The sequence below is a fragment of the Methylotetracoccus oryzae genome (assembly GCF_006175985.1).
Classification (GTDB): Bacteria; Pseudomonadota; Gammaproteobacteria; order Methylococcales; family Methylococcaceae; genus Methylotetracoccus; species Methylotetracoccus oryzae.
This window is the reverse complement of record NZ_SRSH01000014.1, coordinates 71400-94313: the sequence shown is the minus strand read 5'-3', so window position 1 is coordinate 94313 and position 22914 is coordinate 71400. Positions and strand designations below refer to the sequence as shown.

Below are 22914 nucleotides of genomic sequence, written 5' to 3'. Positions count from 1 at the left end.
ATTAGGGCGCAGGTGATGTCGCCATTGCGTCGCAAACTTCACTCGGTAACGGGCCTGCTGGTTTATCTGATCGTCGCCGGCTTGCGACGCCCATTAGGCATGATTGGGCTGCGGCGGATCCACCTTTCCCTTGTCATTTCGGTCCTTAAACGCCACGACCTGTTCGATCGAACGTATTACCTTGAGCAGAACGAGGATGTCGCTGTCGCCGGCGTGCCGCCATTGCGTCACTATGCGCAATATGGCGATTTCGAGGGGCGCTGGCCGATGCCGCTCTTTGATCCAATTTACTACGCGGAACATGCAGGTATCAAACAGTCGAGACGGACAAATCGTCTCCTGCATTACCTTTACGTAGGACGCTATCGTGGGATTTCTCCTAGTCCCTGGTTTGATCTTGGGTACTACTTGTCCAGAAACAAGGACGTCCTGCGAGCAGGGGTTGATCCCCTTGTTCACTTCGTTCGCTGGGGAGGGGGCGAGGGAAGATCTCCGTCCCCGAGGTTCGATGCGGCATTTTATCTCGATAGTAACCCGGAGCTTCGGGAATGGGCTATTAACCCACTGATTCATTACCTTCGTCAGGGACAGTACGAGGGACGTCTTCCATTGCCCATAGTGGGTTCTACGCTCTTTGAATTGGATCAGCCGACACCGACTATGCCGTGGCTGAACGATTGGGATGTACTGCCTAACGCGGTGGATCGTGCCGCTGCTGTCGACGTTGTTGTGCCGGTTTATGCCGGCGCGGCAGTAACGTTGCGGTGCTTGCACAGTGTGCTAAGGGCCCGGCAACAGACAAGGTTTGAATTGACGGTGATCAACGATGCCAGTCCTGACCGGGACTTGGTCGAAACTTTGACTACGCTTGCTAGCCGGGGTCTATTTCGCCTCCTCCATAATGACAAGAACCTTGGTTTCGTGCAGACCGCCAACCGCGGAATGCAGCTCAATAAGGAAAGAGACGTCGTCCTGCTTAATTCGGATACCGAGGTCTACGGTGACTGGCTCGACCGCCTGCGTGCCGCCGCCCGTAGGAATGCCAATGTTGGTACGGTCACGCCACTGTCGAATAACGCGACAATCTGCAGTTATCCGGTCTTCCTGCAGGATAATCCTTATCCGATTGAGATCGAATACGAGGAACTGGATCGTCTCGCGAGTGAGGTCAATCGAGGCCGCGTGGTGGTCGCCCCAACAGGCGTGGGTTTTTGCATGTACGTAGCGCGTGCCTGTCTTGATGACGTGGGTCTATTCGATCCCGAGGCTTTCGGACGGGGCTATGGCGAGGAAAACGATTTCTGTCAGCGCGCCATCCATCATGGCTGGACGAATCTGGTGGCCTGTGACGTGTTCGTCCGCCATTGGGGAAGTGCTTCCTTCCAAGGCGAGCGTGCCAATCGCATCAAGGGAGCGATGGCCACGATGCGAAGGCGGCATCCCAACTATCACTCCGACGTCAAGCGTTTTATCAGTGTCGATCCGTTAGCCGGTGCCCGTTCCCGGCTTGATTTAGCGCGCTTGGGTCGCCTGAGAGCTGCGACCAACGTCCTTTTGGTAAACCACGCCAGAGGTGGAGGCACAGAACGTCATTTACTTGAGGATGCAGCGCGGCTAAAGGCCGAGAAAAAGGGTATTTATCTTCTGCGTCCGTTGCCGGACGGCCAGCATGTCAGTGTAGTGCATCCTGACGTCCCTTCCTTGCCGAATCTGAAGCACCTTGCGTTGCGGGATCGGTCGGGGCTGTCAGAATTATTGACCGCTCTCGGTATAACGGAAATCCACATCCATCATTTGATCGATTTTGATCCCGAGGCAGGCAGAGTGCTCCTGGAGGTGGCCACGGAAATCAACGCTCGCCTGAGAGTTATGGTTCACGACTATACCAGTGTGTGTCCGCGTGTGAATCTCGTGGATGCAACAGGCGTTTATTGTGGTGAGCCAGAGGAAAAGGTTTGTGATCGATGCATTGTGATGAATGGTTCCGACTTTGGCAGAACGAAGATAAGGGAATGGCGGGCACTCTATAGGGAGCTTTATGCGGGTGCGTACTCGGTCGTGGTCCCAGACGAGGACGTGGCTAAACGCCTGACACGGCACTTTCGTGGATTGCGGGTGGATGTGCAACCGCATGAGCCGCGAGAGACCTTTCCAGTCCACGTCACGCAACCGACCTTGGCTGAAGGGGCGTCGTTACGCATTGTCGTGATCGGTGCCATCAGTAAGGTCAAGGGGTATGATGTCCTCTTGGGATGTGCGAGGGACATCAAGAAGAGAGGCTTGCCGCTGGAAATCGTCGTTTATGGCTATACGCTCAACGATCTGGCGCTTCGGCGCGAGGGAGTCACAATCACGGGGCGCTATCTCGATCAGTTTGCTGACATTGGTTTGGCTGAGTTGGCTCCGCACTGCGTCTGGTTGCCCTACGTATGGCCTGAGACGTATAGCTATACCCTTTCTATCGCACTGCGTTATGCGCACCCGGTATTTGCGTTCGACATTGGAGCAATCGCTTCACGAATGCACGCGCTCAAAGTCGATGACTACCTGATGCCACTTGCTCTTGCATGGAATCCGACAGAGATCAATCAGCGGTTTCTGTCCTTTCGGGAGAGTCTTCTGCAGGGTGAGCGGGTTAGACATCTTAGTGAAATGATTGGCAAGGATACGCTTGATGTCCGCGGCGGGAGTCAACTGTCTCACCCGGTTCCTGAAATCGGCGCACCAGCCAGCGGTAATCTAACGTGAAGTTGAGCGCCGCGCGGTCTCTGGTTTCTGGGGACGAAATTGAGAGATGTCTCAGCAAGCGGGGATGAATTTCATCGTCGCTGTCTAGGCCAAACGCCCCGCTTTACAGCTTTACCGACGGGGTGGCTAGGCTTGTTGATCTCCTGCGGCCGGGGGTTCGTATGGTCCTGTCAAGTAATTAGGCAAGATGGCCGATCATAGCGCCACACCGAGTGGCAGCCGAGGCTTATCGCAAGTGGAACAGCGCACGGAGCGGCGCGGTACCGCGTTGCTTCGGGTTGCCGGCAGCGGCTCTCCGCCTGGCTTTCGGAGGCAGTGGGGGCGCAAAAGAGTCGGGGGCGCCGCTCTCTCCTCCTCGCTAAACGCTAGGCGCCAGGTTTGATCCGGTTGTCTCCTAACCCGGCGACTTGCTGATTCCTTCTGTCGTTTGGCAAGCGAACGCAAGGCGGGATTTTGATCGGCTTTGTCCGTCTCACCGAATATTTGGCCGTATAGGACGCGGCAGTGGCAGGGAAACAGCTCTTTTTTCAGACACTCGCGGTATGCATGAAGGGCAGTTGCGATTTTGTTGTCTTCCACGAGAACACTCCGGTTTTGGTACTCCCAGGGGCGGTATATCTTGACGCAATGAGTCGGCGCAATGTTGGCGAGAAGCAGTAATGGGCTGTCCAAAAAAAACTCAACTCGGTCGAGACGCGCAGTTCCGGAGGGCAACCCCGCGCAGGGTTCTTGATAGAGGTTGAGAACAGGCACGATGCCACAGCATCGTGAAGTCCAACGACAGTCTTTGTCGCCCTCTTTTTGACCAGGCTTCGTGCAGACAGCCATGCAACCGGCAACATCGCCTCAACGCGGATCAGCGTTAAGGTAGGGATATTGGTTTCTTTGTAAATTATTGGGTGCACGCTTGCGTGCACTTTTTCAGCCTGTGATTCCAATCAAGTCCGAGAAGATAAACAGTCATGCTAGATCACATCAGGCGTATCACGGAATTAGGGTGGCGGAAGAAGGACACAAGAGACGAAGCCGATCCCATTCCAGATAGCCTCCGAAGGAATGTCCGCGGGACCTTCGTCGGCGCACTCGAGCGTATGACTGGTGACTTAGCTCTGGAAGGTTGGGTTGTTAATCTGAGCGATCCCCCTAGGCCGGTGGATCTATGGGTCGTAATCAATGGCCGCAAGTCGCGGAAGGCGCGTACAGAACTTGCACGTATCGATGTACAAAACGTCATCGACGGCGCCGGGGCATGCGGTTTTCGAGTATCGGTGTCCCACCATTTCGATTTGTCGAAGCCGAATGAGCCAGTTACGCTTGCTGTCTTTTTGGATGAGTCGTTGGAGCTTGAAATGCCGGGCTCCCCTCTCAAGGTCGATCTATCTTCGGCGCAGACACCGGAGGGCTTGCTCGACAAACTCGGCGACCTGGCTCGTGAAGGATTTCATCGCTTCTCACCGAGTAATCCGTTCGTGGGCTTCTTCCTCGCTTGCCTAGGTTCCCCTGATTCCGAGCAGCGTCGGGCGCTACTGAAGGAATGTGCTCTGAGCGGCAACTTGATGGAACTCATGTTGTTACATATCGTACAGCGTGGGTGGTATGACATTGCTCGCCGGATGCTCGAGGATTGTCGTGACCTCGATGGGGTTGAGGATGAAGGTCAACTCAACCTCTTGACGCAGGTGATTGTTTACAAGCAAGCCGTACACGCAGCCGAGCTTGCGCATCTAATCCGGCCAGATCTAAACGAGCTGACACTTCAGATCGGCCTGCTTGTTACAGCGCCTCTTTCAGAGCATACGAAGGATACTCTATGCGCTGACTATCTCCGGCTCGTCGAAGCAGCGCACGGACGAGGTTTTCTTGGTCGCCAACAATGCCAATTCCTTGGTGCGCAGTTGGACAATTTGGCTAGCAAGCACCGGCAGCTTGAGAAGAATGTTCAATATCTTTGTGTGAAGGCGAATCTGGCGCGCGATGCCGGTCAAAACAACCGAGCTTACACGCTGTTTTCAGAGGCTTATAGGATTGATGAAGGGGCGGCATTATGGTTTGGGCCAAAATTTTCCGTCCTACTGAATGAAGTAGGTGAATACGGCTATGCCGCTAGCCTATTCAAGAAGCTCTGGGAGCGTCGCATTGCTTCTCCGGAATTGGTGTCCGAGGCCTTCAGTGGCGCAGTGACACTAGAGGATTACGAGGCCGTCCTGGGTGTAATCAGGAGATACTCGCGCCTCTTATTTAGTAGCCGCTCTGCGGAAAATATCCTGATGGCGATCGAGGCCTTGTGTCGCAATGCGAGATTCCGTGGAGCATTCTTTTCAGTCTACGGGGAAAGGGTCTTCGCGCTACTTGATCGTCAGAGATTGCTCGAAGAACTTGAGGTCTGCTTCGAGCGATCGGGAACTGTGTTCGGCAAGGGTGGAGCGATTTGGCCGGGGTTTGATAGGGAAAAAAATAAGCGTCGCTTCACTGGCGCTCCAATTCCTTCAGAGTTAATTAGTAGCCTTTTGTTGCTGGATGATCTCGACCTCCACCGACTGATTGGGGCTGTCGACGATGCGGACTGTGTACCCGGCCAGTTTCCACGGTTTGGTGCCACGTCGTGTCGTGAGATGAGTTGGCAAAGCGAAGCTGCCATCGCGACTATTTACTGGCCCGGAGCAGAAAAAAACGAGTTTTCACGAGCGCAAGTGCGGGGAGGTCAGGTCACCGAATCGTACAGCATGGTTTTGATTGATCCGTGTGGGATTGAACGGGAGCCAGAGCTCAGGCGGTTTAGGTCTGGGGAAATGGGGCAGATGCCTCCTGCGCGCTGTGTCCTCGTTTCCGACTACGGTGTAATCGAAGCGACGGATGGGCGTGAGCTTTTTCGATGGCCCGAACGCATCGACGGGGATGCGTTAGTTCGGATTATGGAGGTCATAGAGGATCTTGGAACGAAAAGGTTTCTATTCGTCGATAAAGACCGCTACATCCTGAATCACGATGCCATAACCGGGCTGATAGCCCAATTGGAAGAATTCCCCATCGAGTTGGAAGGAAGTACCACAGATGGTCCGACCCCCGATAGTTCCTTGTTGTTGCCCGTTGAGACGCTGCGAGAGATTCGTGCCCACTTCGCTTCACGAATGTTTCGCGATGAGCGCGAGGGGTCGATGCAACATCAGTGGCACGGCAACGCAGAGGAGTTCCTATCGTCGCTAGTCTGCTTTGCGAGGCGGTTAGGTTCAAGGCGTATATCGCGAAACGTCACTACCACCTATATACGAGACTGCGACGCACCAGCTGAGATGACACGTGAGATGGACAAGCTGCGCTGCGACATGACGTTGCACAATGTCCAACTCGCTTTTGCTGACATTCCGAGAAACGCGGAACATTCCTTGGTTTCATTCAGTCAGGGCAGATTCTCGAGGGCGGAGGTACTTAATGTGCGCGGGGTAGGCCTGCTTCGACTAAAGGGCGCGAAGATCGAGATCGCGCGGGGCGAGCCTGTATGCTTTATTGTGGAGAGAAATGAGTTATTACGCCTTCCATATCTTTTGACCTTTTACCGGGGCTGTGGGATTCGGCGATTCGTCGTGATCGACAACTATTCCGCACCCGAAACTTTAGACTTCCTAGCTTCGCATGACGATGTTGAATTGTGGGTGACTCAGCATCCGTATGGACTAAGCCGATGGGGCGTTGACTGGGTTGAGGCGGTGATCGAGACCTTTTACTCCGGGCATTGGTGTTTGGTCATTGACGCCGACGAACTGCTCTACACAGCAGGCGATAGTGACTCGATCCCGGCGCTTTGTGATGCCTTGGAACGTGAGGGTGCGTCCGGTTTATACTGCTTGTTCCTTGACACATACTCGGATCGTTCTATCGCAGACACAGTATATCAGTCGGGTACCAGTTTTCTGGATTGTTGTAATTATATCGATCGAAAATTCTACACTTACTATGAGCCCAATGGGGGGCCGGAAAAGAATTCTCCCACCTATTCTGGCGGAGTGAGGGAGCGTGTCTTCGGGATCTCTACAGTCATCCTGAACAAGGTCCCACTCTTCAAGTACAGTCGCCACCTAAGGCTTTACGAGGGCCTGCATTGGATCGGGGGGGTAAAACTCAGTAGCCAGCGGGGTGCTCTTCTGCATTTCAAGTATTTTAGTACCTTTCATGAATATGTAGCGCAAGAGTCGCTGCGCGGGGAACATTGGAACGAGGGGTCCGAGTATAAGATTTATCAGCAGGTGATCGCGCGCAACCGGGGCCTCACCCTACATGATCCCCGAATCTCGGCCAAGGTGACCGGCGTTTCGGATTTGCGGGCGCTTCATCTGATAAAATGACGGCTCATCGCGTGACGTGCGAGGCGACTTATACATTGAGCGCGAACATGCAGTGGGGCGGCCTGGCCTCCGGATTCGAGTGCATGTTCAAACGTTGCCGTGCGGAAGCGGGGTGCTCGGTGAATGGATTTAGCGCGGAATTTGCGAGAGCGTCCATTCTCCACGACCTGCGTGGGTTGTGATGCGATTGGGCTCTCACCGCGCCACTTGTCGCAACAGAGTGTCGCCTCTGAAGGCCTTTAGTGGTTCGCACGCAAGGCAGGTGTCGAATCAATATTGGTTACACGATGTCTTTTTGGGTGAAGTTGCGTCGGGGCTGCCGCCTTGGGTCATCGGAAATTCCCGCCGAAAAGGTGCTTGGGTGCTTTGAAGCGGAAGCTCTTAGGTTTTTGCTATGGGTGAGTATGAGTCGAATCTCCAGTCGGCTGTCGAATGCGCGAACGTCGGCGACCATGAAAGCGCGATAACTTATTATCTCAAAGCCATTGAGAGACGGTGGTGGTGTCACCATGCTTTAATGGGCTTGGCCGGTTCATACACTTGGCTTGGGCGATTTCGTGAGGCCATCCAGGTTTTTATTCGTTCAGCCGCCTGCTTTCCTCAGGAGTTGCCTGACTACTTCGTTCTAAAGAATCGTGTTCGGACGCATATTCTTGGCAGCAAGGATATGGCTCTGCTCAACTATATGATTCATGCACTATGGGTGATTAATCGTACCTTGAAGTACAATTTCTACGCCAGTGACTTTCTCTCCGATATGTTGATGCTCAAGGGGGATGTCGGGAATGCCCTGGAAAAGAAATATTACGCCTCCATTTGTCATGCCGCCTTTACAAAAGCTGAGGATCTATCGCGCTTCCACAGGTCGACTGGCAAGCTCCCGGATTTTTTCGTAATTGGACCCCAGAAAACCGCGACGACCGCGCTATACGCGTTTCTTACGCGAAGTCCTAGCATCTATCCCGCGATCAATAAGGAGCTATTCTTTTTCAATGGTCCGATGTTCAAGTACGGTGAGGAGTGGTATCGCTGCAATTTCCCCGCGCCAGTCGATGGATCTTCCTTTTTGACAGGGGAGGCTACTGCTACCTATTTTCACTCGCCGGTTGCGCCGGCGCGCATACGCGCGATGGTCCCGGATGCAAAGCTCATCGTAACCCTGCGCGACCCTGCAGAAAGGGCAATTTCCAGCTTTTATATGGAAAAGCGGCAGGGACGCGAGCCAAGAGGGCTGTTTGAGGCGATGAGCGCGGAGATTGAATTTATTGAGTCTAATGAACTTCCCCCAGGCGGGCATCCGAAAGGGATGTTCGCTCGCGATAGAGTGGGGCAGGGTGGATACGTACTTTTCAGCTTTTACGAACATTTTCTTCGCTCCTACCGTAAGATGTTCCCCGAAGACCGCCTCTTGGTGGTCAACGCGGAGGAACTGCGGGATTCTGCCGCCTGCGGGGATCGGATACTTCGCTTTCTGGGCGCCGAGCCGCCCGAAGGCGGAGATAGGGATGCCGTCAGCACTCGTAATGTCGGCGAGTACGAACGCGGCGATGAGTACATGAAGACCCTTGCGCTGCTTCGGGAGTACTTCGAGGCGAAGCGGGCCTATGTCTCCGGTTGAGGTGCTGAGTCGGTGAACGGCTGTCGCTGCAGCTCTCTCGCCATGGTGTCTCTCAGCGTTTCGCAAGATGGTGGTACGTATTGGTCGCACGCTGCTCGTAGCTGGGCCCTATCGCTTTCGTTGAGCCGATCAGACGAGACGGTCTCCCGAGTTGATCCGTTGAGTGTACGTGTTTTTTTGAAAAACAGGCGATGTGATACGCTGTTAGCCGTAGGGCAGAGTGCCGGCTAACTGGTGGGTGCCCAGGCGAGGCGAACGGTTGGGCGAAGGTTCGTCGAGGAATTCTCCGCCCAAAGGCGTTCTTATACATAGGGAATTAGGATTTTCACTCAGCGCTAGGTGGCGGGTTTCGTATCGGATAAGTGCGCTGCGTGCTAGCTCTTTAGCTTTGGCAAGAGCTTTCCGTCGAGGGTGAGCTGCGCTCGGAGAATCCGGGAGAAACACTTGCTGCGCAATGCAGATATTCAGTTCTAGTTCACGGTTAGCGAATTCCTCGCAATGGAACGAATCAGATTTTCCGAATTTTTGGATGCCCACCCTGGCGAGCCGGCGGGGGGGCTGTTACAGGCCTTTCTCGACTCCATCGCGTCTTGTCCGCGTTCCCGTACACGGCTCAGTGCCGGGGCAAAGTTCTATACGCAGGCATTTGCGACGGTCGATTTAGGTGGTTACGTTTTCGTGATCGATATGCCTATCCGACTGCATGGGCTGCACGGCATGGTGCTGACCAGCGGCCTGATAGAGCCCTCTCCACGCTTCCCGGAGGGAGAATACCTACTCGATGTTAGGGACGTAAATACACTCAAAATAGAAAATATTGGGCTGGAATGCCGAAAGCGTGCGAGCGGGATTTTCGCACATCGCTTTTTAAGGCTTAGGATTGAGGACTGCACGATCGTTCACCAGCGCGACTTTGGGATCTACGCCAATGAAAAGGGGTATAACCATGAATTGGAGGTTGTAAAGTGCAATATCGTGGAATACCTTTGGGGCGACGGAACCGGCGCAGATCATCCAGGCGAGATCCCTAACTTTCGGAAGGCCGCGAACCGGACGTCGACTGGTATCTTCCTGGGTCAGGCCGACAACGTCGTCTCTGACTGCAACATAAACCTGTGTCGCGTTGGGATCGAGGTCGGAATGCGGGCGAATCGAATCCAGGGAAACCACATTACAGCGGGCGGTACCGTCGAGAACGCGCTGTTTGATGGCATCTTGCTGAACGCCCATATTAAGTCCTCATGTCTAATCGTTAACAACTATATAGACAATTGTCGCTTAGTCATTCGTGTGGATGACAAGGCGGTCAACCGACGGAATTATGTAACAATCACGGATAATTTATTTTACCGAGGATTTAATCACCCTAAAGAGGGGCCTGCGTTCAGTCACATTCAGATTCAAGCGCTAAAACCCAAATCGATTTTGCAGAACATCATTATTTCGGATAATCAGTTTTACACCCAGGACGAGAACTTGGGGGATGCAGTCGAGAGGGTTATCCGGCCTGTGGCTATTGAGGCATGTTGGGAATCCGCGAGCGAGTCCGCGATTCCCTTGGATCCTGTGAAGATCCGGGGGGCGATCATGAAGAACAATTCGTTCACCAATGCCCCGCCCTATTTCGAAGTACCTATGGGGACTAATGCGACGATGACCTTGTTGCCTTCGGGAATGGCCGCCGACCGTTATGAGGCTGATTTCTCAGGTCATCTAGCGTGGGGAGATATCCAAACGGTATCAGTTACAATGATATCGAGTGATCCGGAATTTGTCGGCGTGCCGTTTGTGGCCACATTCAGCGGAAAGACGGTAATGATTCGGACGGCGACACCTGTTATTGCGGGCTTTCACGTTACTGTCGATGTCAATAATAGTTACGCGGCGAGATGGCGTGGTATTAAGGTTAACTGATTGTGGGAACAGTCTCCCGCCCGAATTCAGGAAAGGGGGAGTGACCTAGTAGGGCCTGAGAGGCTTGTGTGCCGCTGGGTGTCGCTGGGTATCGCTGGGTCGATGTTTGTGCGGTTTACCTGGCTACGATACTTGGAGTTGCAATGTTAATTAGTACCCAATATAAGTTTGCTTTTTTGTGCATGCCAAAGGCAGCATCTACATCAGTCGACAGCGCGCTTCGGCCGTATTCCGAAATTATTACGCGCGGACGTTATAAGCATATGAACTACAGGCAATTCGAACGATTTTTCTTGCCTCTTCTGCGTGCCAGGGGGAAGGCGAGGGCGATCGAGACCCTGTGCATCGTCAGAGAGCCGATTGGCCGCTTGGAGAGCTGGTACCGATACCGTTCACGACTCGACCCGAATGGCTCCGGTCCCTTGGTCAAACACAGCACCCGAGATATCACGTTTGACCAATTCGTCGAGGCTTATCTCTCGTCTGCCCCTCCTGAATTCGCGCGGATCGGCAGGCAGTGCGACTTTGTCTTTAATAAGAGAGGGAAGGTGGGGGTGAAACGCCTCTTCGCCTTGGAGCAAATGGAAAAGCTCGCCGCCTTTTTGGAAACACTGCTGGGTCAGTCGGTCAACATTCCGGTACTGAACAAGAGTCCGGCCCTGCCGATCAGCCTGTCGCCTGACCTCACTCAGCGCCTTAGGAAGGCACTCGCGGAAGATTACGCGCTTTACTCTCGCGCGCTGGAGGCGTAGTCGGCTTGGGTGTCAGGTAAACCTGTTGAGCGTGGTTCGGGTGGCCGTTCCTTCGGAGCGACCGGAGCCACTTGATCGACGAGAGTGGAGGGTGTGTGGCGGCTCCGCGGGCCGGGGAACGAAACAAGGGCGACGTCTGTTATGGGAAGGTCGCCTGTCGGTCGCTTGGACGCCGCGTGGCGCGGCAGGCATGGTCGACACCGCGTCACCTTTCATCGCGGTTTTGGAATTCCTCGGAGAGCGGGTCCACGGGGTCTGCTGATTCATCCCAAGGCATGAGTGACGCGGCGCCGAGTGCGTGTAGGGTAAGGTGGGGAGATGGCAGGCCTATCGCCGGCAACCGTTAGCGGAAAGGCCTGGGAAACAGAAGTAAAGTGGAGCTTCACAGGATGAGAATTCGGTTCGGAAAAAATGAAGTGCCGGTCGAGGTCTTCAAACAGTTTGTGGTCGACGAGCTCAACGTTCGTCTTCCGGGTCTGGACAGGACTGTGCGCCTCAGGATGCATGAAACGGACCCGGAGGTCTTTAACCAGATCTGGATCCGGGAGGAATATGACAAGGATCTGCCGAGTGAGTGCAAGGTAATAATTGATGCCGGTGCGAATGTTGGATATTCCGTATTATGGTTTAAAGCCCGCTATCCGGATGCCCGTGTCATCGCAATAGAGCCTGACCCAACAAACTTTTCCTGTTTGTTGGAAAATACTTCTGGCTTGTCAGACGTCACTTGCCTCCATGGAGCGATCTGGTCGCATGAAACTGAGTTGAACCTAACGTATCGGGGCGCCACCGGCCACGCCTTGAAGTCCTGGGGCGTCAGAACGCTGGCAGGCGAAGGGCCAGGTTCCACGAGAGCGTTCTCGATAAGTAGTCTTTTCACGCGCTACGGACTTGGACAGGTTGATATTCTGAAGATGGATATCGAAGGTGCGGAGAAAGAAGCCTTTCAAGACTCCGACATGTCGTGGGTCCCTCGGGTTAGGTGCTTCGCCGTTGAAACGCACGAGCGCATCAAGCCTGGTTCCAGGGCGGCCGTGTTCGATGTCTTGACGGAGGAACAGTTTAGCCGCGGACGGAAGGGAGAGAACTTCTTCTTTTACGCGAAGCATTCGGCTGTATAGCGCGTATGAGTGCGCAACCGGTGAATACTGGGCTCCCGCATTTTCTCTGTATTGGCGCACAAAAGGCGGGAACTTCCTGGCTGTGGTCGATGCTGCGACAGAATCCGGCGATTTGGATGCCGCCAATCAAGGAGCTTCATTTTTTCGATCATGTATTCCTTCCTGAGAACAGGGGATGGATCGAAAAGGGTTTGGCCCAACAAGTGAAAAAACTTCTGGCGGCTGAGTGTAGGGAGGCAGAAGGCATCGATCTGGAATGTGTGCGGTATCTCGTGACTGTCGGCACTGAGGCGCCTTTCACAGAGCATTGGTACCGTGGTGTCTTTTCCCATCCAGACGCGAATGAGAAAATCCTGGGTGAGGTAACTCCAGCCTATTGTGCGATAGGAGCGGCAGGTGTCGCGTATCTAAAACAACTTTTGGGGAGGGTGAAGGCAATTTATCTCATTCGAGATCCGGTGGATCGTGCGCTTTCTCAAATTCGAATGACTATTCAGAGGTCCAAGACGTTTGATGCTGCTGAACCGAAGGCGTGGGAGAGAGTTGCAAATTCTACTGCGGTTCATAATAGGGGGAATTATGCCGAGTATATACCGCTATGGGTAGATGGGCTGGGTAAGGAAAATGTGTTATTTCTTCCGTTTGGCGATATCGTCAGGCGTCCGCTTGCATTGCTCCGAGATGTCGAGAAATTCCTCGGATGTGAGGAGATGCGGCATTATTCCGGTGTGAATAGCAAGGTTCATAAAACCGGAAATATTGAGATTCCATCGTCGGTGGTCGAACGGATTGAGGACACAATGAAAGTGCAGCGTCAGTTCCTCGAGTCATATTTTGGCCGGGATTTTGTCGCCTCGACGAAATGATGAGCGACCAGACGACAGCGGGATGGGGTGCCGAATGAAGACAGGGGTTAGACGTTTTTCGTCCCGATCTCTCGCTGCTAAATCAGGAGTGTATCGAGGAGTCGTCGCTCCGTCGGATACGGAGCTTACGTCAACCAACGTGTGGGCATACGGTTGAAGAGGCATAAATGTGTTTTGTGAATTCAAAATAAGGTACATCGATGAGACGAGAAGCTAACAGGTTCCGGGTATTGTGGGTCGTGTTGGCGGCCTTGTTTTTCTCTTTACAGGCCATGTCCGTCTTTGCCACAAACGGAGATGTCTCGATAGCCGGACGGAATATTCTCCGCGACGGCAAACCCTGGGTTCCGAAGGGATTCGTCCTGGTGGCTTTTGTGGCCTCGAAAGAACACGCAAAGGACTCATTCGCTAAGGCTCGGGCGCGCTATGGCACTCAACTGCTCGATAAGGTGAAGGGATTTGGCGCAGATGTCGTCCGCATTCATGCCAGCCAGGCTGCACTGGACCCCAAGTCACCGATCTATTCGCCAGGCTATCTGGAGGAGTACAAGAAGGGGGTTGCCTTGGCACGGGCGAAGGGATTGACGGTGATCGTGTCTATGCAGTGGGAGGAGACCACTGGGCTGAAAGGGCAATCCAATATGCCATCGGACATGACGCGGCGTGCCTGGGAGCGGCTGGCACCGGTGTTCGCCAATGACCTTGGAGTCATGTACGAGTTGTTCAATGAGCCTGGCCTAAAGGAACAAACGGCTCGGAATTGGCAGATCTGGAAGGATGGGCATCAGTCGCTCATCGATCTGGTTCGTCGGGTTGGCGCGAAGAATGTTCTTATTGTCGAGGGTTTACGGATTGGACATTATCTGAGCAACGCGCCGAGCCTTAAGGATCCGATGAATAAACTGGTCTACGGGGTGCATCCCTTCATCAACAAGGAGACCCGTACTCGTGCTGACTGGGATAGGGATTGGGGGCGGTTCGCGGATAGCCACCCGGTGATTGTGACGGCCTTCAACGCGCATTCGAGCCGCGGAAACTGCAAACCGGACACACCTAAAATCGTTTCGAACCTGCTCGACTACCTCAGCGAGAAGAGGATTGGGGTGATTTTCTGGGCGTTTGATCTTCCGGGCCCGATTTTTGAGGACGGCGGGTTGGATCGCTTGACGAATTTTGAGAACTTCAGCTGCGCAGCGCCAAACAAGGGGGTCGGAGCGGCCGCACAGCGCCACTTCCGCGGAGCGCATTGAACTCTTTGAGTGCGATGTCCGCCACAGACCGTATCGGGACCGAACCGTGTCGGGCGAGACCCGTCACAGGCACTGCTTTTCCAAGGGCTTGTGAGTGCGCAATCGGTACAGCGAGGATGATTGTGCATCTTACGCGGCGTGAGCTGCCACGAGCGTTATGCTTGGCGTTTCGGTGACTTGCCGGCCGCCCGGCTTGTTGCCACGGGCCAATGGGGTGGATACCGGGAGTGGCCGGGCCGCCATTGACGCGAGAAGATCGGGCGTCGCAAATTCCGTTTATGGGAGTAAATAGTTGCAAATTCAATTGGGAGGCGCTGGTGGAATTCACTTTGCGGGGAAATAGGGTTGAAGTTCTTCGTTCGGTAACGGATGCGGAAACGGGTGAGGCAAAACTTGAGCGCGCTGGCGTGTTAAGGGCCGATACGCTGCGCTTGAACGAGGCGCTGCGGGCCAAGTGTACGGCGGACGAACTCGCAGAAATTCAAGGCTGGATCAAACGGAATAAAGCCAAGGCAGCGCTCAGAGGAGAGTACGCCGCTGTGACGCTGGCGGAGCAGATGGCTCTGGCGGGTCGTTGGCTGGCAGAGGCCGAACCTGCAGCCGTTTCGCTGTTGAGGGAGGAAGTCAAGGCCGCTTGGCGAGTTTTGAGAAAATCCCTGGATGCAGCGGAAAAGCGTGCGACCCGCAGGAACAGGAAAAAGAAGGGGCAGGGGCTCGGTGGGTGATCCCGTCCGCTCCGCCTTCGGACTCTGACGTGATGGACGGCGAAGGAGCCGACCGCCAGCCGGTGGACTTCCGGTTGACCTCGCGATCAGAAAGCGCAACAGGTGACGCAGGTCAGACGCCAGACCTCTGAGTTGTGTCAATCGCGCTGCCGGAACTGATATAACCAGGTTTCGGTGAGAGCCGCGCCGTTCCCCTGGATGAAGAGGCGTAGCTCGGTTACGTCAGGCGTGGCCGGTGTCAGGTCAAAGATGGCCCGCCAGCGCTTTGTGCCGGGTATGGGTTCGATGAACGCGTTGGTAATGGTTCCCTGTGAGGTGTTGATGACGGGTGAAGCCTTCACGCTGTCGCCCCACAAGGGGTCCAGTGCCGCGCCGGCGAATTCCACGGCGAATTTGTATACACCTTTCGGCCTGGGTTTTCCGGGTTGGCCTCCTCGCCCGACCCGGGTCGCGACGCAGCGAGCAACAGCGGCGGGGTAAGGCTCGTCAGCCAGCCAGTGAAGGCGGTAGCGGAGCCGGTAGGCATTGCCGGCCGTTATGGGCGCGGCGGGCCGCCAGTATGCAGTGATGTTATCGTGAATCTCGTCGTCGGTTGGCAATTCCACGAGTTGGACTGAACCGGGTCCCCAGTCCTCCAGCGGCTCGACCCAAACGCTGGGACGGCGCTCATAGTTGACGCCGTCCAGGTAATTCTCGAAGTTTCGGTCGCGCTGCAACAAGCCAAAGCCTTTAGGATTCTCATCGGAGAAGCTGGACGTCACGGGTGTCGGAGGGTTTATCAAAGGGCGCCAGATGCGTTCTCCGCGGCCGGTCCAGATGGCGAGACCATCCGAGTCGTGTACCTCGGGGCGCCAGTCTTCGAGGCGATTCTTTTGCGACTCGCTGAACCAGTACATCGATGTGAGCGGTGCAAGGCCCAGGCGCTTGATGTCCTTGCGGACAAATAGCGAGGCATCGACCTCAATCACCACTCCCTGTCTGCGCGATAGCGCGAAGCGGTAGGCGCCCGTCAGGCTGGGTCCGTCAAGCAGTGCGTAAACGAAGACCGGGCCAGACTCGTTGGCGGTGTTTTCGATATAGAAGTCCGTGAAGTCGGGAAATTCTTCGGGTGTCGGCTCGGCACTGTCGACAGCTACGCCACGAGCAGAGAGACCATACTGATTCAGGGCGCCGATGGCCCGGAAATAGGAGGCACCGAGGAAGGCGATCCAATCCTGGGTTCGCCAGTCAGGACGGCTGCGCGATTCCTGCAATCGGAAGCCCGCGAACCCGGAATTGTCGGCGAGTTTGCGCGCGGGACTGTCTTTGGGCATCGAAAAGTAGCGGCTCGTGTACTGTACCCGGCGCGCTTTGCCGTCGCCGACCAGATGCATTTGCACGGCCTTTTGAAAGAACATACCCAAGTGGAAAAAGGTCAAGGGATAGATGCCCGGATCCTTTTTACCGAGCGCATAGTCGGTATCAAAACGAATCTTGCCCCACTCCTCGTAGTCAATCCGCTCGACGATCTCGGGCGACGGCCGCATCGGACTTTGATAGGGCTTGGCTGCCAGTTGGTTGGCGTGGTCAACGAGTCCCTGGTAGCTGAAAGGCTCGGCCGGGCCTAACTGAAGCTCCGCTGCGATGGCGGTGGACAGTGTGGCGAAAACCAGGAGCGGCGCGATCATGAAGCGGTGGTAAAGGAAGGCTATTAGCCAATGGGTGCTTGTGTACATGGTCCTTTATCGGTCCGGTGCGACGGTGCTGTGGCAGAGAAAGCGCGCATCACACAATGCGTTGACGACGAACAGCGTGGGCCCGTCAGTTTTTCCGCGCCATCTTTCCATGATTCCCCTTAAACTGGAAGTCCGACGGCGACAACGACCGTCCTTCAGGGCGGCGCGCTTCGGCGCCTGAGAGAGCGGAGCGATGGGTCGATAATCCGGACTATGGACTTGGACTAGGAGCGGTCCACTCCCGTGGTCGGCGTCGCGGTATCTGGCAGTGCGACGGCCGCTCGTAGTCGTTCGAACTCAGGCTTCAGGCGCTCCGTCAGCCGCAGTAATTCATCAGAGCCTGTGTCTGCGGCCTGCTCGATCCTGAGCGCAAGAGCGCTGAGTGCATCCGCTGCGACATTGGCTGCGGTGCCCTTGATCGTGTGTGCGTGGCGCCGCACTGCGGGCAGGTCGCCGGCGTCCAGCGCGGTCCACAGTTGCTGGATACGCGTGGGAAGGTCTTCGCAAAAACTATGGATTACCTCCCGATACAGATCCTCGTCATGCAACACCCTGCGATGGAGGGCCGCGGCATCGAACACCCGGATGTCAGCAATGTTGCGCGCCGGCTCATCGTCCCCGGTCACCGGTGTGGGTCGTGACTGGTGCTCGGGGAGCCAGCGGTTAAGTGCGCTCCTCAAGGCTTCCACGTCGAGCGGCTTGGTGAGATAGTCGTCCATGCCCGCGGCGATGCAGCGCTCGCGGTCGCCGCGCATCGCGTGAGCCGTCAGCGCGATGATCGGGATATCGTGATTCCTGATTCCGGACCCTGGGTCACGAATCCGTCGGGTGGCGGAATAGCCATCGACCTCGGGCATCTGACAGTCCATCAGCACCAGGTCGTAATCCTGCTGTGCGAGCCGGTCGAGACATTCCCGTCCGTTTTCCACCGCATCAGCGGCGTAGCCGAGCTTGGTCAGTATGGCGAGGGTTACGCGGCGGTTAATGGCGTTGTCCTCCGCGAGGAGTACCCTCCGTGACGTCGTGAGCTGGGCGTGCCTGGTTGTGCCAAGGTGTCGGGGCGCCGCGTCCTGATGCTGCGGCGAGCCGGACAGAAAGGCCGCGAGGCAGTCGAACAGGCGCGACGGCGTGATCGGCTTGGTCAAACAGGCTTCGATGCCGGCGCTGCGCAGGGCCGTCAGTTGCGCCTTGCCGCCGTAACTCGTCAGCGCAATCCACTTGGTGCTTTCCAGGAGCGGGAGCCGTTCGCCCGCATCGACATAGCGCACCAGCTCGTCGAGATCCGCCGCACCGAGGTCCACGATTGCGAACCGGTAGGACTGCTGCGCTCGTCGGGCCTCCTCGAGCCTGAGCAAGGCGCCGTGGCGACTGCTCGCGGTGTGGCAAGCACAACCCCATGAGGTCAGCCATTCAGCCAGGATGGCGATCTGGCTGTTGTTGCTGCCGACGAGGAGCACGCTTGGGGCAGCTGGCAACTGGGTCGGACCGCAGGGCTGCGTGGCTCCCGCATCCTGCTTCTCGAAGACTGCCGTAAACCAGAATCGCGAGCCGGCGCCCAGCGCGCTCGCGCTGCCGATCTCCCCTTGCATCAGGTTTACGAGTGTTCTGGCGATCGCGAGGCCAAGGCCGGTGCCCCCGTACTTTCGGGTGATCGCGCCGTCGACTTGCATGAAGGGCTTGAAGAGTCCGGCCTGCCGGTCCGGAGCAATGCCGATACCGGTGTCGCTGACGGAAAAAAAGAGCGTCGTAAACTGTTCGTCTTCGCTGTCGACCCGAACACGCAGTGTGATCTCGCCTTTTTCCGTGAACTTGATGGCATTGGACAGCAGGTTCATCAAAATCTGGCGCAAGCGGAGCGGGTCACCCCGGAGCCGTGTGGGCAGGTCTGCTGCAAAATCACAGATCAGCTCCAGGCTTTTCTCCTGTGCCTTCAGGCCCGCGAGCCGAATGAGTGCATCGAGGCTGTCGTGCAGATCGAAGTCGATACGTTCGAGTTCGAGTTTGCCGGCTTCGATTTTCGAGAAGTCCAGGATGTCGTTCAGGATCGTGAGCAAACTCTCGCCGCTATGATGAATGATCTCTGCATATTCGCGGTGTTCTGCGGACAGTCCTCCGGACAGCAACAATTCGGCGGCGGCCAGCACGCCGTTCAGTGGCGTCCGGATTTCGTGGCTCATGTTCGCGAGGAACTCGCTCTTCGCACGGTTCGCGCTTTCCGCGCGTTCCTTGGCTACCTGGAGCGCCAGTTCGGTCTGTTTGCGCTCGGTGATGTCGCGCAGGAAGCCGACGAAGATTTTTCCGGCTTCACTCGTGGCGACATCGATCGACAACTCGGCCGGGAATGCCGAGCCATCCGCACGCATGCCGGTCACCTCATTCCGTTGGCGGAGCAGGTTGGCGATCCCGGTGCTCAGGTAGTGTCCCAGACCCTGGCCATCCGCTGCGCGATAGCCCGGCGGGATGATCAGATCGGTCACTGGTTCACCGATGACGTCGTCGCGGCGATGACCGAAGCAGGTTTCGGCGGCGGGGTTGAATTCCAGGATACGCCCTTCATGGTCCACCACGATGATGCAGTCCATGGCGGCGTCGACCGTGGCCTTTAGCCGATCCGACAGGCTGCGTAATCGGGCCTCGTACTCCTTGCGGGCGGTGATGTCGTGCTGAATGCTGAAAAACCGCTCCAGGCCACCCGGACCGTACGAACCGATGACTTCCAGTTCCACCCAGTACTCCCGGCCCTCCCGGTTGCAGATCAGGATTTCCACCTTGATCGGATCGCTGATGTGGCTCTTACGACGGCGAGCGACTTCCCGCAAAAGGAACCGGACCGTCCGGGGTGATGTTGCGGTACCCCGCAGCAACAAACCCGGCTTCCTGCCGACGACCTCGGCTGCGGTGTACTGGGTGAGTCGCGTGAAAGCGGGATTGACCCACTCGATGACCCCATCGCGATCGGTGATCAAGACTGCGCTGCGTGTCTCCCGGGCGACGAAGGCGAGGCGTGTCAATTCCAGTTCACTGCGTTTTTGTGTCGTGATGTCCATCAGGGTGCCGCTCGCGGAGCCGGGCCGCCCATCCCCGGCGCGCGTTCGCTCGCCACGCTCATGGAGGTGACGGATCTGCCCGTCCGGACGCAATACCCTATATTGGATGTCGATGCGCCCACCTGGCTCGGTCAAGGCGACCCGAGCGGCGCGCAGCACATTGCGGTCGTCGGGGTGGACCCGAGCAAAGAAGTCGACGTAACGGGGGTCGGCTACAAGCGGAAAACCCAGGATTCTCTTGGTTTCATCCGACCAGTACCAGGTGTCTTCACCATGTGCCCATTCCCAGCTGCCGACGTGTGCAATGGCTTGCGCGCGTGCCAGGTGAGCTTCCTTCCGGGCTAGCTGGTCAGTGCGCTCCGACACCTTCTGCTCGAGCAATGCGGCATTTCGCTGGAGTTCCGCCAGCAGTCTTCGCCCGGCGCGATTTTGGGACATCACCACAAAAGCGGTGATCAGAAAGACCGCAGAAAAAAGCTGCGTCACGATCATCGACACGGCGGGTGAAGCCACCGCGAACTGGCCCTTTCCGTGAGTGGTTTCCCACATGGCAATGGCGACGACCAGGGTGCCGAAAAACGTGGTCCCTGCTGCGCCATATTGCAGTGCCGACCACAACAGGAAGGGTAGCAGCACGAAGATGGCCGGCAGACGCTGCTCGAAGATCATGACCTCCAACAGGGCGGTCGCAAAGAGCAGAATCGCATAGCCGGACAGATGGGCCAGACTGCGATCGGTGAAGTCCGGATTACGCCAGGCATAGATCAGCGGAATCACCAACATTGCACCGCTGAGGTTCCCCATCCACCAGGTCAGCAGCGGTACCAACAAGGGTGGCTCCGTCGCGTTCTGCAGCACGAGCGCCCCGACCCCGAAAAATACGCTGAGACTGTTGCCGAACAGGATGCTGAAAACGAGGACGGCGAAGTTCTCGGCCGACTCGAAAATATCCTCGGAACTGGCGTAGCGCCGGAACAGGTGTCCTGCCGCCACGGCTTCCAGGGTGTTGCCGAACGCAAACGGTAGTGCGAGCGCGGACGGCCCGTCCATGACGGGCCCGTTGAGGATCCAGGCGCCGAGGAAAACGCCTGGCCAGACCCACCGACCGAGCAGCAGGATGGCAGCAACGCTGAGGCCGCAGGGCAGCCACAACGCCGCTGCGCCGACGCCCGCCAGGGCGCTCAGCGCGTAGCTCAACCGCCCGAACGTAACATAGGCCAGCGCGAGCCCCAGGCACCACAGCACGCGGCGGCGTCGGGACGGCGTCCCGCCAAGATCGCTCATGCGTGTTTCAGTGCCAGCATCAGGCCATCGGCAATCGGGACCAGACTGCAGGAAACGCGTTGATCGTCGCGGATCTTGGCGTTCAGAGCGCGAATCGCGATGGTGTCCGGGTCGCTGTGCGTGGCGTCAGCCACGCGTCCGCCCCAGAGGACGTTGTCAATCAGGATCAGTCCTCCCGGGCGTAGCAATTCCAGGCAGTGTTCGTAGTACCCATCGTAGGCGGTCTTGTCGGCGTCGATGAAGGCGAGGTCGAAGTGTCCGGCCTCTCCGCTCGCCAACAGGGCGTCCAGGGTCTGAAGCGCGGGGCCGAGCCGCAGCTCGATGCGGTTCGCGACGCCGGCCCGAGTCCAATAACGCTGTGCGATGGCAGTCCAGTCCGGGTCGATGTCACAGGCGACAAGCTGCCCGTCTTCAGGCAGGGCCAGCGCCATTGCCAGGGCGCTGTATCCCGTGAATACGCCGATTTCGACGATGCGGCGCGCGCCGGTCAGCCTGACGAGGAGGGCCATGAACTGCCCCTGTTCCGGGGTGATCTGCATCCCGGCGCCGGGGAGAGCGGATGTCTCTTCACGCAGTTCGGCCAGCAGGGGCGATTCGCGGACCGAGTTTGTCAGCAAGTATTGGTAGAGGGGATCGGACAGACCGACGCTCTTGTTGGCCATTGCTGTCTCCTTGCCGGGCAGAACCCCGCCGAGTGACGTTCATCGGACGATCCGTATTGTACACAGCGCACTGCTGCGGTCGGGACTTCCGGTACGCCCCTGTGCCAAACCGTCATTGCGGCTCCCTGGCCCCTCCGTCCGGTGGCGCGCTTTCTTCTTCAGTCTCCAGCGCGGCCATGATGGCATCGGCCAGACCGTCGTCCGCAACCGGCGAGGATGCCAGACTGATGCGGCGGCGGGCGCCGCGCACGTCAAGGTCGAATCCCCAGCGGTCGACGCCGAGCAACTTCGGCCCCGGCCTGACGCGAGCCGACAACTCGGCCAGTAGCGCCCCCTCAGCGGTTAGCGAGACCGGTTCCAGCAACTCGAGCGCATCGCCGTCCAGCCAGCCCATGTGGCCGAAGCCGCCGATGAACCGAAGCCGTTGCAGGTGCATCCGGAAAAAATGGAAGTCGCCCAGGCACAGCAGGCGTTCTGCCTTGGGCTGGTAACGCAGGTAGCGTTCGATTAATGCGGGTCCGGCGGCAAAGGGTCGGATTTCGCCTATCAGTGTCAGTCGGGCACCGGCCTGAAGGTCATTGGTGCCCGGGTCGAATAATAGCAGCGATGCCCGTGCGTCTGACCGCAAATTCCGCGTGTGTTCGGCGAGATCGCTGATCAGCAAGATGGGACAGTGTCGCTCGTCGAGTACGACTGGCAATACGCTGAGAAATGGATAGCCCGACAGATCACGGGCATTCGTCGCCAGGGAGGCGTAAGCACAGCGATGTAGCAGGTCGACGATCGATCCAATATCAGGCTTCATCGTTCGGTCCGTTGGTGGGGGTATGCCGCGGCGGAAGTCCTGCGACGATGGGATCGCGCTGCGCCAG

General features: G+C 56.9%; 13 protein-coding genes. 9 read left to right on the top strand and 4 right to left on the bottom strand.

The features are described from left to right. Positions 1-15 precede the first annotated feature (15 nt). The 9 genes from BWR02_RS14600 to BWR02_RS14560 all read left to right on the top strand — a co-directional run bounded on the left by BWR02_RS14600 (position 16) and on the right by BWR02_RS14560 (position 15334). Positions 16-2748 carry a glycosyltransferase gene (locus tag BWR02_RS14600; RefSeq protein WP_139558671.1) on the top strand — a complete coding sequence of 911 codons (2733 nt, stop codon included), beginning with the start codon at positions 16-18 and terminating at the stop codon, positions 2746-2748. Between the two features lie 962 nt (positions 2749-3710). Further along, on the top strand, positions 3711-7088 hold the full coding sequence (locus tag BWR02_RS14595; RefSeq protein WP_139558670.1) for a glycosyltransferase family 2 protein: 3378 nt from the start codon (positions 3711-3713) through the stop codon (positions 7086-7088). Positions 7089-7482: 394 nt separating this feature from the next. Then, a complete protein-coding gene (locus BWR02_RS14590) occupies positions 7483-8706 on the top strand; it encodes a sulfotransferase family protein (protein WP_139558669.1) in 1224 nt (407 codons plus the stop codon). A gap of 498 nt (positions 8707-9204) precedes the next feature. Continuing rightward, on the top strand, positions 9205-10620 hold the full coding sequence (locus tag BWR02_RS14585) for a right-handed parallel beta-helix repeat-containing protein (RefSeq protein WP_139558668.1): 1416 nt from the start codon (positions 9205-9207) through the stop codon (positions 10618-10620). Positions 10621-10883: 263 nt separating this feature from the next. After that, positions 10884-11372, top strand: coding sequence for a hypothetical protein (locus tag BWR02_RS14580; protein WP_407941081.1), 489 nt, complete (start codon positions 10884-10886; stop codon positions 11370-11372). A 389-nt stretch (positions 11373-11761) separates the two neighbouring features. Further along, positions 11762-12493 (top strand): FkbM family methyltransferase, encoded by a 732-nt coding sequence (locus BWR02_RS14575; RefSeq protein WP_139558666.1) that lies wholly within the window; start codon positions 11762-11764, stop codon positions 12491-12493. A 5-nt stretch (positions 12494-12498) separates the two neighbouring features. Further along, complete coding sequence (locus BWR02_RS14570) at positions 12499-13359, top strand: sulfotransferase (protein ID WP_139558665.1); 861 nt, start codon at positions 12499-12501, stop codon at positions 13357-13359. A gap of 200 nt (positions 13360-13559) precedes the next feature. Then, the gene (locus BWR02_RS14565; protein WP_139558664.1) at positions 13560-14609 is read left to right on the top strand and encodes a glycoside hydrolase family 5 protein; all 1050 of its coding nucleotides are present in this window, start codon (positions 13560-13562) and stop codon (positions 14607-14609) included. 317 nt (positions 14610-14926) lie between these two features. Then, entirely contained in the window at positions 14927-15334 is a 408-nt protein-coding gene (locus BWR02_RS14560) for a hypothetical protein (RefSeq protein ID WP_139558663.1), read from the top strand. Positions 15335-15471: 137 nt separating this feature from the next. Here the strand turns inward: BWR02_RS14560 and BWR02_RS14555 are convergent, their stop codons facing one another. The 4 genes from BWR02_RS14555 to BWR02_RS14540 all read right to left on the bottom strand — a co-directional run bounded on the left by BWR02_RS14555 (position 15472) and on the right by BWR02_RS14540 (position 22847). Further along, positions 15472-17049 carry an OpgD/OpgG family glucan biosynthesis protein gene (locus BWR02_RS14555; protein WP_236102268.1) on the bottom strand — a complete coding sequence of 526 codons (1578 nt, stop codon included), beginning with the start codon at positions 17047-17049 and terminating at the stop codon, positions 15472-15474. Positions 17050-17273: 224 nt separating this feature from the next. Beyond that, the gene (locus BWR02_RS14550) at positions 17274-21380 is read right to left on the bottom strand and encodes a PAS domain S-box protein (RefSeq protein ID WP_139558662.1); all 4107 of its coding nucleotides are present in this window, start codon (positions 21378-21380) and stop codon (positions 17274-17276) included. Continuing rightward, positions 21377-22042, bottom strand: a complete 666-nt coding sequence (locus BWR02_RS14545; protein ID WP_139558661.1) for a class I SAM-dependent methyltransferase — start codon at positions 22040-22042, stop codon at positions 21377-21379. Before BWR02_RS14545 ends, BWR02_RS14550 begins: the two co-directional genes overlap by 4 nt. 112 nt (positions 22043-22154) lie before the next feature. Beyond that, a complete protein-coding gene (locus BWR02_RS14540; protein ID WP_139558660.1) occupies positions 22155-22847 on the bottom strand; it encodes a HugZ family pyridoxamine 5'-phosphate oxidase in 693 nt (230 codons plus the stop codon). Positions 22848-22914 lie beyond the last annotated feature (67 nt).